Raw genomic sequence first — 13,071 nt, 5'->3', positions numbered from 1 at the left:
CGATGGACTACGTGACGCAGATTATCGACCCATCGCCGTCGCGCACGCAGTTGTTGCTCGACGGCCTGCGCGCCTTGCGCAAACCCAAGTTAGACGGTGCGCCGCCATTGCCTACAGCGCGCCTGGTGCGCAGCGCGGTGGAGCTTTCGCCGGCCGGTATCGCCGGTTACGCACGGGCGTGTGGCTTTCGTCGCGAACAGGGCGTGCCATTGTCCTATCCCCATGTGCTGGCGTTCCCCCTGCACCTCATGCTGCTGACCCGGCCAAGCTTCCCGTACCCGGCCAGTGGCATGGTGCACCTGGCCAATCGCATTCGTCAGCACCAACGCTTGCACGAGGGCCAGGCGGTGCGCCTGGAGGTGTATTGCGAGCGCTGGGTGGCTCATCCGAAAGGGCAGGCCTTGAATATCGCCACCCGTGCCTACAGCCAGGAAACCCTGGTGTGGGAAAGCGACAGTCTGTATTTGCGCCGTGACGTCAGCAATCCGGTGGGTGAACCCTGGAATGACCCTCTGCCGCTACAGGAAGACGGCCTGTTACGCACCCAGCGCTGGGTACTGCCCGCCGACCTGGGGCGACGCTTTGCCAAGGTCTCGGGGGATTTCAATCCCATTCACACGTCGGTCATCGGTGCCAGGCTGTTCGGCTTTCGTCGCGCCATCGCCCATGGCATGTGGACCCTGGGCCGCGCATTGGCAGCGCAACAGCCGCCCGCTGGCCTGGATCAGGCCGAGGCCCACTGCGAATTCAAATTGCCGATCTTCCTGCCCGGCCAGGTCGCCCTGTGGGGCCACCCCGTGAGCGGGCCACGGCGCGAGTTCGAAGTGCGCAATTTCGCCGGGGACAAGCCCCATATGCGCGGGCTATTCATTTGGAAAGAGAGCCAGCAATGAGTGACTACAGTTTTACCCCAGCCCCGACCTGCCGCGTGGCGATTATCGGCGGCAACCGTATTCCATTTGCGCGCTCCAACACGGTGTATGCCCACGACAGTAACCAAGACCTGCTGGTCGCCGCCCTGCAAGGGTTGGTGGAGCGCTACAACCTGCACGGCCAACGCCTGGGTGAGTTTGCCGCCGGAGCGGTGATCAAGCACTCGCGGGATTTCAACCTGGCCCGCGAGGCGCTGTTGTCCACCACGTTGTCGGCGCAAACCCCCGCCTATGATGTGCAACAAGCCTGTGGCACAGGGCTTGAAGCTGCGCTGCTGGTGGCGAATAAAATCGCCCTCGGCCAGATCGAAGTGGGCGTTGCCGGTGGTGCCGACACCACCTCCGACGCGCCCATTGGCATCAACGAATCCTTGCGCCATACCTTGCTTGCGGCCAATCGCGCCAAAAGCCTGGGCGACAAGCTCAAGGCCTTGATGAAAGTACGCCCATCGATGCTGTTCAAACCGTTGCTGCCGCGCAATGGCGAGCCGCGCACCGGCCTGTCCATGGGCGAGCACTGCGAAGAAATGGCCAAGCGCTGGCAGATCAAGCGCCTGGCCCAGGACGAGCTGACCCTCACCAGCCACCAGCGCCTGGATGCGGCTTATAAACGCGGCTTCTTCGACGACCTGATCAGCCCCCATCGCGGCTTGGCCCGTGACAACAACCTGCGTTCCGATATCAGCCTGGAAAAGCTCGCCGGCTTGTCGCCGGCCTTTGACCGCCAGAACGGCACGCTCACCGCCGGCAACTCCACGCCCCTGACCGATGGCGCCTCGGTGGTGCTGCTGGCCAGTGAAGAATGGGCCGCCGCCAATGGCTGGCCGGTGTTGGCCTACTTGCGCACCGGCGAAACGGCTGCGGTGAATTTTGTCGACGGCACCGAGGGCCTGCTGATGGCGCCGGCTTACGCTGTGCCACGCATGCTTGCGCGGGAAGGCTTGAGTTTTGCCGACTTCGACTTCTTCGAGATCCACGAAGCGTTCGCCGCCCAGGTGTTGTGCACGCTCAAGGCGTGGGAAGACCCGCAGTATTGCCGCGAGCGACTCGGCCTTGACGCCCCCCTGGGCGCCATCGACCGGGCCAAGATGAACGTCAACGGCGGCTCACTGGGCTGCGGCCATCCCTTTGCGGCCACCGGTGACCGGCAACTGGCGGCGCTGGCCAAGGCCATCCATGAACGCGGTGGCGGTCGCGGCCTGATTTCGATCTGCGCGGCGGGTGGGTTGGGCATCACCGCCATCGTCGAAAAGTAGCGCTATCAAAAACAACAATAAGGACACTGCGATGAACGCTATCAGCCTGGAACACACCGAACGCATTTGGTTGAACACTTACCTGCCCGGCGTGCCAGCGGACATTGACGCCGGGATCGAGGATTACCCGTCGCTGCGCGAAGTGTTCCTGGAGCATCTGGAGAAGTTCCGTGAACGGGTGGCCTACGTCAGCATCGGCACGCAAATGACCTATGCCGATTGGCGCACCCAGGGCATTGCCTTTGCCGCCTGGCTGCAGGACCAGGGCGTGAAGAAGGGCGACCGCGTGGCCCTGATGATGCCCAACTGCTTGCAGTACCCGATCTGCCTGCTGGGCACGATCCTGGCCGGGGCGGTGGTGGTCAACGTCAACCCGTTGTACACCGCCCACGAACTCAAGCACCTGCTCAAGGACAGTGGCGCCGAAACCGTGGTGATCTTCGAAAATTTCGCGCATACCCTGGAAAAAGCCATGGTGGGCAGCAGCGTCAAGCGAGTGGTGGTCGCGGCCATTGGCGACTTGCTGGGCACCTTCAAGGGCGCGGCAATGAACTTCATCCTGCGCAGCGTGCAGAAGCAGGTACCGGCCTTCAGGCTGCCCGGTTCGCTGCGTTTCAACCAGGTGCTCAAACAGGGCAGGGCCATGCACCATTTGCCGGTCAGCCTGCACCGCGATGAACTGGCCTTCCTGCAATACACCGGCGGCACCACCGGCGATGCCAAGGGTGTGATGCTCAGCCATCGCAATATCATCGCCAACCTGCTGCAAGCCAAGGCCTGGGTTGGTGATCAGTTGGACCAGCACAAGCAGGAAACCAACGTGACCTTGCTGCCGCTGTACCACATCTTTTCCCTGACGGTGAACTGCCTGATGTTCATGTGCCTGGGCGGGCGCAATATCCTTATCGCCAACCCTCGGGACGTGAAGCGCGTGCAAATGATTCTGCGCAAGGAACGCTTCAATGGCATTGCCGGGGTGAACACGCTGTTCAATGGGTTGCTGGAGAACAAGGAGTTCTGTGCGCGGGACTTTTCCGATTTGCGCCTGGTGATTGCTGGCGGCATGGCCACCCACACCGCCGTGGCCAAGCGCTGGAAAGAGGTGACCGGGCTGCCGATCATCGAAGGCTACGGGCTGACCGAATGCTCGCCCGTGGTGAGCATCAGCCCCATTGATATTTCCCGCATGCGCGAGATGGAATTCACCGGCAGCATTGGCGTGCCATTGCCCTCGACCTGGGTGCGCTTCTTGCGCGAAGACGGCGAACTGGCGGATATCGGCGAGCAGGGCGAGTTGCAAGTACGTGGGCCGCAAGTGATGCAGGGCTACTGGCAACGGCCGAAGGAAACCGCCGAGGTGCTGGATGCCGAGGGCTGGCTGGCCACTGGAGACATCGGCGTGATGGACGCACGCGGGTATATCCGCCTGGTGGACCGCAAGAAGGACATGATCCTGGTCTCGGGCTTCAACGTGTACCCCAATGAAATCGAGGACGTGGTGGCCATGCACCCTGGGGTTGCTGAAGTGGCGGCCATTGGGGTCGAAGACCCAGTGACCGGGGAGAAGGTCAAGATCATCGTCGTGCGCAAGGACCCGACCCTGACCCAGGAGCAGATTCTTGCTCACTGCCGGGAGTACCTGACGGGGTACAAGCTGCCAAAGTATGTGGAGTTTCGCACCACGGAACTGCCCAAGACCACGGTGGGCAAAGTGCTGCGCCGGGCCTTGCGCTGATTGAATGGTTCAGATAACCAAATGTGGGAGCGGACTTGCTCGCGAATGCGGCGGTTCAGGCACTGAAGGTGCCGACTGACACAGCGTATTCGCGAGCAAGCCCGCTCCCACTTTTAAACCGTGTCCACTTTGACCCAGCGTTCCTCAAGGGCGGCCACTCGAATCGCCGTCGCCAACCGCTCCACCTCCCACGCCGCCTCAAAGTCCGTCCCCTGGGCCCCTTGGCCGGCCAGCGCCATGATCAACTCCTGCACTTCCAACGTCTTCAACTCGTTGTAGCCCAACTGATGCCCCGCCGCCGGGCTGAATGCCGCATAGCCGGGCAGGGCGGGGCCAGCCAGCAGGCGCTGGAAGCCGTCCTGGCCGATGCGGTACAGGCGCAGTTCATTCAAGCGTTCCTGGTCAAACGCCAGCGTGCCTTGGGTGCCGCTGATCTCGAAACTCAGATGGTTTTTGTAGCCGTGCTTGAGCCAACTGCTGCTCACCGTGCCACGGGCGCCGTTGGCGAAGCGCAACAGGGCATGCACCTGGTCATCCACGGCAATGGCTTTTGAGGTTGGGCTGCCGGCGGTGGCGGGGCGTTGGTTGTGCACGGTCTGGGTATCGGCACAGACATGGGTCACGTCGCCCACCAGGTAGCGGGCCATTGACAGCAAATGGCTGCCCAGGTCAGCCAGGGCGCCGCCAGCATGCTCCACTTCGCAGCGCCACGACCAAGGGGAGGCCGGGTCCGCCATGAAGTCTTCGCTGAACTCACCTTGGAAACTGATGATCTGGCCCAGTTCGCCCTGGGCAATCATCTGCCGGGCCAGCACGATCATGGGGTTGTGCTGGTAGTTATAGCCGACACGCGTCACCACCCCGGCGGTATGGGCTGCGCGGCGCATGGCGTCGGCTTGTTCGAGGCTGACGGCCAGGGGTTTCTCGCAATACACGGCTTTGCCGGCCGCAATCGCGGCCATGGCCATGGGGTAATGCAAATGGTTGGGGGTGGTGATGGCCACGACGTCGACCTTTGGGTCGTTGATCAGCGCTTGCCAGTCACCATGGGCCTGGGCAAACCCCCAGGCGCTGGCGCAACGCTGGGCGCGTTCGGTGTCGGCATCGGCCAGGGCGGCCAGCTTGAGCTGCACCGGCAGTTCAAATACCGCCCGGGCGTTGTTGAACGCCAGCGCGTGGGCGCGGCCCATGAAGCCTGTGCCGATCAAGCCGATTCCGAGTTCACGCATCGTCGTGGTCCTTTGGATTATTGTTTTCAGGAAGGCTATTAATGGAATAAAAATTCACTAAATTCAATAGATAGAATAAAAATTCATTTCTCCTGATCGTTCCCACGCTCCGCGTGGGAATGCCGCCCGGGCGCTCTGCGCCCCGCTGTTTGCGCGGTGAGGACGCATAGCGTCAGCGGATGCATTCCCACGCGGAGCGTGGGAACGATCACGTCGATCACGTGGGGCCATCATTTCAGCTGATATAGCTATATTCAGCACATGGCCAAACGCCGCCAGTTAACAAAAGATAACGTAGCGCCGATTGTCAGACGATTCCAAAGCCCGATAGGATGGCTCCTGCTTCCTCCAGGCGCTCTAGATTGCAGGTTTCAAGGTCCTGGCAGAGAAGACGACCTAACAATAATAAATGGGAGAAAGGTCTATGAGTGAGCCTGTCATGGGTTGGGTTGTTTGCCGCCCACGCGCCGCACGCAGGGTTGCGTTGCTGGCCACAGCGCTCTCGCTGCTTGCTGGCAGCGCATTGTCGCTGCCGGTTCTGGCCGCCAGCGATACCTCCGCCGCCGCAGTCTTTGCAATTGAATCCCCCAAGGCCGCCAAAGGCTTGATGATCGACGTGGTTCACGCGGGCAAGCGCCTGGTGGCGGTCGGTGATCGGGGGCATATCCTTTATTCCGATGACCAGGGCAACACCTGGGCCCAAGCCAAAGTACCCACCCGGCAACTGCTCACGGCGGTGTTTTTCGTTGATGATCAGCACGGTTGGGCCGTCGGCCACGATGCGCAGATTCTTGCCAGTACCGATGGCGGCGCCACGTGGACCCAGCAATATCAAGACCTCAAACGCGAAGCGCCGTTGCTCGATGTGTGGTTCAACGACGCCAACCACGGCCTGGCCGTGGGTGCCTACGGTGCGTTGATCGAAACCACCGACGCCGGCAAAACCTGGAACGATGTGAGCGAGCGTCTCGACAACGAAGACCAGTACCACCTCAACGCCATCGCCCAGGTCAAGGGCGCCGGCCTGTTTATCGTCGGTGAGCAAGGCAGCATGTTTCGCTCCAGCGACGACGGCCAGACCTGGGAAAAACTCGAAGGCCCCTACGAGGGTTCGCTGTTTGGCGTGATCAGCACCGCACAGGCGCAAACCCTGCTGGCGTATGGGTTGCGCGGCAACCTCTACCGCTCCACTGATTTCGGCAGCACTTGGGAACAGGTCCAATTGAACGCAGCGCGTGGCGCGTTGGAGTTTGGCCTGTCGGGGGCGACCTTGCTGGAGGACGGTTCCCTTGTTGTGGTCGGCAACGGCGGCAGCGTGGTGGTCAGCCACGACGACGGCCAGACCTTCAGTGTGTTCAATCGCCCGGACCGTATTTCACTCTCGGCGGTCACGGCGGCCGGCAATGGCAATTTGATCCTCGCGGGGCAGGGTGGCGTGCGGGTTGCCACATCGGCCGGCGCAGAGCTCTCACAATAACAAGAAGGCGGGGATTCAATGAGCAGTCATCACAACGATAAAGCGACCTTTCTTGAACGTCTGATCTTCAACAATCGCCCGGCGGTGATCGTCATCTGCCTGCTGGTGAGCCTCTTCCTGTTCTGGCAGGCGACCTTGATTCGCCCGTCCACCAGTTTTGAAAAGATGATCCCGCTCAAGCACCCCTTCATCGAAAAAATGATGGAGCACCGTAACGATTTGGCCAACCTGGGCAATACCGTGCGTATTTCGGTGGAAGCCAAGGACGGGGACATCTTCACCAAGGAGTACATGGAGACCCTGCGCCAGATCCACGACGAGGTGTTCTACATCTCCGGTGTGGACCGCTCGGGCCTCAAGTCGCTGTGGAGCCCCAGCGTGCGCTGGACCGAGGTGACCGAAGAAGGGTTTGCCGGCGGGGAAGTGATCCCGCAGAGCTACAACGGTTCGCCGCAGAGCCTCGACCAGTTGCGCAATAACGTGCTCAAGTCCGGCCAGGTCGGGCGGCTGGTGGCCAATGACTTCAAGTCGAGCATCGTTGATATCCCGCTGTTGGAGTCCTACCCGGACCCGCAAGACCAGGGCAAGTTGCTGGCCCTGGACTACCGCAAGTTCTCCCATGAACTGGAAGACAAGATCCGCGACAAGTTCGAAACCCAGAACCCCAACGTCAAGATTCATATTGTCGGCTTTGCCAAAAAGGTCGGCGACCTGATCGATGGCCTGGTGATGGTGGTGCTGTTCTTCGGCGTTGCGTTCGTCATCACCCTGATTCTGCTGCTGTGGTTCACCAACTGCCTGCGCAGCACCATTGCGGTGTTGAGCACGACATTGGTGGCGGTGGTCTGGCAACTGGGGTTGATGCACTTCTTCGGTTTCGGACTGGACCCGTATTCGATGCTGGTGCCGTTCTTGATCTTCGCCATCGGCATTTCCCATGGCGTGCAGAAGATCAACGGCATTGCCCTGCAATCCAGCGAGGCAGACAACGCCCTGACCGCCGCACGGCGCACCTTCCGGCAACTGTTCCTGCCGGGGATGATCGCCATTCTGGCCGACGCGGTGGGTTTTATTACGCTGCTGATCATCGACATTGGCGTGATCCGCGAACTGGCTATCGGCGCGTCCATCGGTGTGGCAGTGATCGTGTTCACCAACCTGATCCTGCTGCCGGTCGCGATTTCCTATGTAGGCATCAGCAAGCGCGCCATCGCCAAGAGCAAGAAAGACGCGAACCGCGAACATAGCTTCTGGCGCCTGCTGTCCAAATTCGCAAGCCCGAAAGTCGCGCCGGTTTCTGTGTTCCTGGCCTTGATCGCCTTTGGTGGCGGCCTCTGGTACAGCCAGAACCTGAAGATCGGCGACCTGGACCAAGGCGCACCGGAACTGCGCCCGGATTCGCGTTACAACAAAGACAACAATTTCATCATCAGCAATTACTCCACCAGCTCCGACGTGTTGGTGGTGATGGTCAAGACCAAGGCCGAAGGCTGCTCGCGCTATGAAGCCATGGCGCCCATCGACCAGTTGATGTGGAAGATGCAGAACACCGAGGGCGTGCAGTCGGCGATCTCGTTGGTGACCGTGTCCAAGCAAATGATCAAGGGCATGAACGAGGGCAACCTGAAATGGGAAACCCTGTCGCGCAACCCGGATGTGCTGAACAACTCCATCGCCCGTGCCGATGGCTTGTACAACAACAATTGCTCACTGGCGCCGGTGCTGGTGTTCCTCAATGACCACAAGGCCGAAACCCTCGACCGCGCGGTGCATGCGGTGCAGGAGTTCGCCAAGGAAAACAACAAGGAGGGCCTGGAGTTCATCCTCGCAGCGGGTAATGCCGGGATCGAAGCGGCCACCAACGAGGTGATCAAGGAGTCGGAACTGATCATCCTGATCCTGGTGTACCTGTGCGTGGCGACCATGTGCATGATCACCTTCCGCTCCTGGGCGGCGACCCTGTGCATCGTGTTGCCGCTGGTGCTGACCTCGGTACTGGGTAACGCACTGATGGCGTTCATGGGCATTGGCGTCAAGGTCGCAACCTTGCCGGTGGTAGCCCTGGGTGTGGGGATTGGCGTGGACTACGGCATCTACATCTACAGCCGTCTGGAAAGCTTCCTGCGCGCTGGCTTGCCGTTGCAAGAGGCCTATTACCAGACATTGAAGTCCACCGGTAAGGCCGTACTGTTCACCGGCTTGTGCCTGGCCATCGGCGTGTGCACCTGGATCTTCTCGGCCATCAAGTTCCAGGCCGACATGGGCCTGATGCTGACTTTCATGCTGCTGTGGAACATGTTCGGCGCGCTGTGGCTGTTGCCGGCGCTGGCGCGATTCCTGATCAAGCCTGAAAAGCTGGCAGGGCAGAAGGGCAACTCGTTGTTCGCACACTGATCCTGCTCCCAAAAGGCGGGAGCGGGCTTGTATGGGAGCTGGCTTGCCTGCGATAGGCATAGGTATCTACACAACGTTGGCGCAAAGCTGGACCTGTGGCGAGGGAGCTTGCTCCCGTGACGGCCTGACAGCCGAAGCTGATCCAACTGACACACCGTGCCAAGTGTGGGAGCTGGCTTGCCTGCGAAGACGGCCTGGCAGCCAACTGGGATGTTGGATCAGAGCGCCTACATGTCTGATACCGCAGGAATGGATATTTACCCGGTATAACTGCGTCGGCCGTCAGGCCGACATCGCAGGCAAGCCAGCTCCCACAGTTTGATCGTGGGGGTGTCAGATAGGCGGGCGTTGGCTGTCAGGCCGTCACGGGAGCAAGCCCCCTCGCCACAGGTTTAGCGTCGTACCGAAGTTGTAGATACCTATGCTGCGATAGCATCACCGCAGTGTTCAACTTCTAGGTTACAGCCTGGGCTATCATTGCGGCTTTCCCCAAAATGATTGACTGCCATGACTGCCGACACCCTGACTCGCGTCCTTGCTACCAGCGATATGCTGATCATCAATGGGCTGCACGCTTTTGACTTCGAGCTTGATCAGCAACTGCAGATCCAAAGCATGGATGGCCGGGAACTCAAGCGCTGGACCTTCAGTCCAGAACAGTTAGAGGCGGCTACCTTTGACGAGAGCTTGCAAAGCTGGTTGCTGATCAACGACGACGGTGAACACCGTCTGGTCTGCTTGAGCGCCATCCAGGGCGACAACAATAACGACGAGGAAGAAGCAGATGATGCGTAAATTCTGGCCCCTGCTGATGGCAGGCAGTGTCGGTGCGATGTCGGTGCAGGCCGCACCGGCCGATATCCATGAACTGTTGGTCGGCAGCTATACAGCCGGCACCAGTGAAGGGATCTACCGCCTGCAATTCGACAGTAGCACCGGGCAGTTCAGCGGCAAGCCAGTGCTGGCGGCGAAAACCGCCAACCCTTCGTGGCTGACGATCTCCAAAGACCAGAAGCAGTTGTTTGTGGTCAATGAGAACGGCCCCGGCCAGGCAGACCCGGTGGGCCGTGTCAGCAGCTACAGCATCGACCCCCAGAACCACCAGTTGACCCTGATCAACCAGGTGCAGAGCCTGGGCAATGAGCCGACCCATTCCAGTGTGGCCGCCGATGGGCGCTACCTGTTCGTCGCCAACTATTCGGTGGTGGAAGACCCGGGTGGCAGCCTGGCGATCCTGCCGGTGGATGCCAGCGGCAAGCTGTCGGCACCGGTGCAATTGAGCGGGCACCCGGCCAGCCGTGTGAACCCGGAGCGCCAGGCGTCCAACCATGTGCATTCGGTCGTGTCGTCGCCGGACGGCAAGTATGTATTCGTGCAGGACCTGGGCGCGGACAAGGTGTTTGCCTACCGCTACGACCCCAAGGCCAATCACGAACTGCCACTGACAGCGGCCGACCCGGCGTCGGTGCAGTTGCCACCCGGCAGCGGGCCGCGTCACTTGCTGTTCAGCGCGGACGGCAAACACGCCTGGCTGACCACTGAGATGAGCGCCCAGGTAGCCGTGTTCGATTACAACGACGGCAAGCTGACGCAAACCCAGTTGCTCGACTATGCCGCCGGCCAACCGGTGTCCGACAAGGCCGGTGCGGCGTTGCATGCGTCAAACGACGGCAAATTCCTGTACGTGAGCAACCGTGGCACGGCCAATCAGATGCTGGTGTTCAGCATCGATCCAGCCACCGCGCACCTCAAGGAAATCCAGCGGCGTTCTGTCGAAGGCGACCATCCGCGTGAGTTCAGCCTCGACCCTAGCGGAAAATTCCTGCTGATCGCCAACCAGAAAAGCAATGAAATCGTTGTAGTTGAGCGCGACGCCAAGACCGGCCTGCTGGGTAAAACCGTGCAGAAATTGCCGATTGATGCCCCCAGTGACCTCAAGTTCCTGGTGCGTCAATAAGCCACAGGCCCCGCACTGCGGGGCCTGAGCCGTTGTATTAATCGCAGTGATAACGGCTACTGTTTCAAAGCATTTCTAAGGTTCAACCCTCGGGCGTAAGTTGGGTTCCAAGGCCTTCCCAGGCCACCCAACCAAACGAACACAAGGGTTACCGCCATGAACTTCAATCTCTTCTCGATCATCGCTGCTTCTGCTGTTTCCGCCACTGTGGCCTTGCCTGCCGCCGCCAGCGTGGAAGTCACCGGCAAAAAATCCAATGTCACAGCCTATACCCAGAAATACCTGCAACAGAGTGCCAACTTTTATGCGGCGCTGGATCACAAGATTCAAAACTGATTGTCGAGCGACTCAAACCCCAAGCCACTCGCGAGAGTGCCTTGGGGTTTGACGTATCTAGCTGATGGTCAATATCCGACGCAAGGATTCATTCAGGTCTATTGCGCGCGCGCGGGTGAAGCTGCTTGAGATCACGTAATAGAACTCGAAGCTGTAGCCTTTGAACTGGCGCAATTGTTCCCAGTAAAACACCTGCTTGACCGGCGCACCGACGGGCCAGGATTGGCCGACGACTTGTGTCTCGGTATGGAGGATCACCTCGTTCAACCCTTTTACAAGTCGAAAGATCCACAGAATCTCGTCGGTGGGTTGCCGCCAGGCATAGTAGGGGCAGCGTGCGATGACATGCGCCGGGTCGTTACCGATGTGATCGTCTGGGTAGCCCTCAAGGTCCGGTGGCTCCAGGCGAACCACTGAGCCTCTGACCTCGGCGCTGGTTTTCTTGGAGTACACCTCGTAGGGCGGGCCGGACTTTCTCAATACGAAGCTGGTCTCCACCCGGCCCTCAGCGGCCATCCGTATATCAAGGTAATCGATGAACACTGAATAGACCTGGCCACCTCGCCTGATCTCGACAAATTTGTGAATGATTTTGACGCCACCTTTAGGCGGGTAGATGCGGAACATCACATCATAAATATCACCCACCTGGCCCACGCTTGACGGCGTGCGAACCTGCAGCTCCAGGGGGTTTTCCCCCACGACTTCAAGGTCGATATAGCCAGGTGGCCCGCCATTGACAATGACGGGGCCATCCGTCAGGTGCTGGCCCAGGTTCACCGAGACCTCCACGCTGGCCGAGCCGGGCGTCGAGACATTCCCCACCAGATCCCGCACCTCCAGCCAGACGTACAGACGATCACTGTCGCCGGCTTCAAGCAAATCCGCATAGGTCACCAGGATCACTGTGGGCTTGAGAGCCCCCGCAATGTTTTGCGTCTTGATCACCGATCCCCAGTGAAGATCGACTTCATCGGTTGGATTGGTGTTTGGGGGCGGCTGGAGCGTGATAGTGACGCCTTTGCTGGCGTTGCCTGGGACGATGACCGTCTCGGATACGCTGAATTTCAGTCCTGAATGCCCGGGTACTGTAGGGCCATCGTCGTCGTCACCGGCGGGAAGGTCGGTCTTGACCAGCGTCAGCAGCGGGTAAGACCTGTCGTAGTCCGTGCCGCCGGCATAGTGGACCACATACACCAGGGCATACGGGCCGTCGGGCAGGTCCTTCTGTTCGGCGGCGAAAAAGTAGGCGTTGTTCAGCTCCTCGCCAGGTTTGAGCTGCTTGGTGGCGAGTACCGACACAGTGCCGTCGTCGAGTAGTTTACCGACGGTGATGACATCGCCGGGGGCCGCGGCCCAGCCTTTGTCTACCTGAATCGTCATGCCCGACTCAAACAACCACTTCGGGACGCCAGCGTCGTAGCCTTTGACGTTCTCACTCATGCCGGGAATGTAAAGCCGGTCGAGGTACTTGGGCGCCTTCTTTTCCTCCAGCGTCATGATGGTGTGTGATGGGGCCGGAACCTTCTGTTTGGCAGAGGCTTTGGTTTTGGTCTTTCCCTCTGCCGCTGCTGGCTTGGTCGCAGGCGCGGATGTCTGGTTTTTTTTGGCTGGCATGGCTGTTCTCCTGTTCCTGCGAAGTGTGCTGTTGGCGCTATCAAACGCCTGAATCCGGGCATTGGCTACTGTCAGAATTAACAGGTACCGATCCAGGTGCATCCTGCACTACCTGTTAATTCTGACAGTAGGCACGCC

10 protein-coding genes are annotated in these 13,071 nt (G+C 60.1%); 8 read left to right on the top strand and 2 right to left on the bottom strand.

Annotation, left to right across the window (positions count from 1 at the left end):
• Nucleotides 1–2: 2 nt before the first annotated feature.
• The 3 genes from ACP7CZ_RS00050 to ACP7CZ_RS00040 are packed head-to-tail and all read left to right on the top strand — an operon-like array spanning nucleotide 3 to nucleotide 3,923.
• Nucleotides 3–893: a MaoC/PaaZ C-terminal domain-containing protein gene (locus tag ACP7CZ_RS00050; RefSeq protein WP_294204172.1), complete on the top strand. Its 891-nt coding sequence runs from the start codon at nucleotides 3–5 to the stop codon at nucleotides 891–893.
• The gene (locus tag ACP7CZ_RS00045) at nucleotides 890–2,188 is read left to right on the top strand and encodes an acetyl-CoA C-acetyltransferase (protein ID WP_426173475.1); all 1,299 of its coding nucleotides are present in this window, start codon (nucleotides 890–892) and stop codon (nucleotides 2,186–2,188) included. The genes ACP7CZ_RS00050 and ACP7CZ_RS00045 overlap by 4 nt, the downstream gene beginning before the upstream one ends.
• A gap of 31 nt (nucleotides 2,189–2,219) precedes the next feature.
• Nucleotides 2,220–3,923: an AMP-binding protein gene (locus ACP7CZ_RS00040; protein WP_294204175.1), complete on the top strand. Its 1,704-nt coding sequence runs from the start codon at nucleotides 2,220–2,222 to the stop codon at nucleotides 3,921–3,923.
• 113 nt (nucleotides 3,924–4,036) lie between these two features.
• Here the strand turns inward: ACP7CZ_RS00040 and ACP7CZ_RS00035 are convergent, their stop codons facing one another.
• Complete coding sequence (locus ACP7CZ_RS00035) at nucleotides 4,037–5,152, bottom strand: Gfo/Idh/MocA family protein (RefSeq protein ID WP_089041829.1); 1,116 nt, start codon at nucleotides 5,150–5,152, stop codon at nucleotides 4,037–4,039.
• A 439-nt stretch (nucleotides 5,153–5,591) separates the two neighbouring features.
• On the opposite strand from ACP7CZ_RS00035, the gene ACP7CZ_RS00030 reads away from it, so the two are divergent.
• The 5 genes from ACP7CZ_RS00030 (at nucleotide 5,592) to ACP7CZ_RS00010 (ending at nucleotide 11,316) form a co-directional block, all read left to right on the top strand.
• Nucleotides 5,592–6,629, top strand: a complete 1,038-nt coding sequence (locus ACP7CZ_RS00030) for a WD40/YVTN/BNR-like repeat-containing protein (RefSeq protein ID WP_294204180.1) — start codon at nucleotides 5,592–5,594, stop codon at nucleotides 6,627–6,629.
• Between the two features lie 18 nt (nucleotides 6,630–6,647).
• Entirely contained in the window at nucleotides 6,648–9,023 is a 2,376-nt protein-coding gene (locus tag ACP7CZ_RS00025; protein WP_294204177.1) for an efflux RND transporter permease subunit, read from the top strand.
• A 507-nt stretch (nucleotides 9,024–9,530) separates the two neighbouring features.
• Nucleotides 9,531–9,818: a DUF5629 family protein gene (locus ACP7CZ_RS00020; protein ID WP_054898984.1), complete on the top strand. Its 288-nt coding sequence runs from the start codon at nucleotides 9,531–9,533 to the stop codon at nucleotides 9,816–9,818.
• A complete protein-coding gene (locus tag ACP7CZ_RS00015; RefSeq protein ID WP_054898983.1) occupies nucleotides 9,808–10,980 on the top strand; it encodes a lactonase family protein in 1,173 nt (390 codons plus the stop codon). Before ACP7CZ_RS00020 ends, ACP7CZ_RS00015 begins: the two co-directional genes overlap by 11 nt.
• A gap of 156 nt (nucleotides 10,981–11,136) precedes the next feature.
• Complete coding sequence (locus ACP7CZ_RS00010; protein ID WP_034126032.1) at nucleotides 11,137–11,316, top strand: hypothetical protein; 180 nt, start codon at nucleotides 11,137–11,139, stop codon at nucleotides 11,314–11,316.
• Between the two features lie 57 nt (nucleotides 11,317–11,373).
• On the opposite strand, the gene ACP7CZ_RS00005 is transcribed toward ACP7CZ_RS00010, so the two are convergent.
• Nucleotides 11,374–12,933 carry a hypothetical protein gene (locus ACP7CZ_RS00005; protein WP_294363428.1) on the bottom strand — a complete coding sequence of 520 codons (1,560 nt, stop codon included), beginning with the start codon at nucleotides 12,931–12,933 and terminating at the stop codon, nucleotides 11,374–11,376.
• Nucleotides 12,934–13,071: the final 138 nt, after the last annotated feature.

The sequence above is a fragment of the Pseudomonas sp. DWP2-2 genome (genome assembly GCF_049897065.1).
In the GTDB taxonomy this organism is placed as follows: domain Bacteria; phylum Pseudomonadota; class Gammaproteobacteria; order Pseudomonadales; family Pseudomonadaceae; genus Aquipseudomonas; species Aquipseudomonas paracarnis.
The sequence above is the reverse complement of the archived record's forward strand: the minus strand, read 5'-3'. Positions and strand labels throughout refer to the sequence as shown.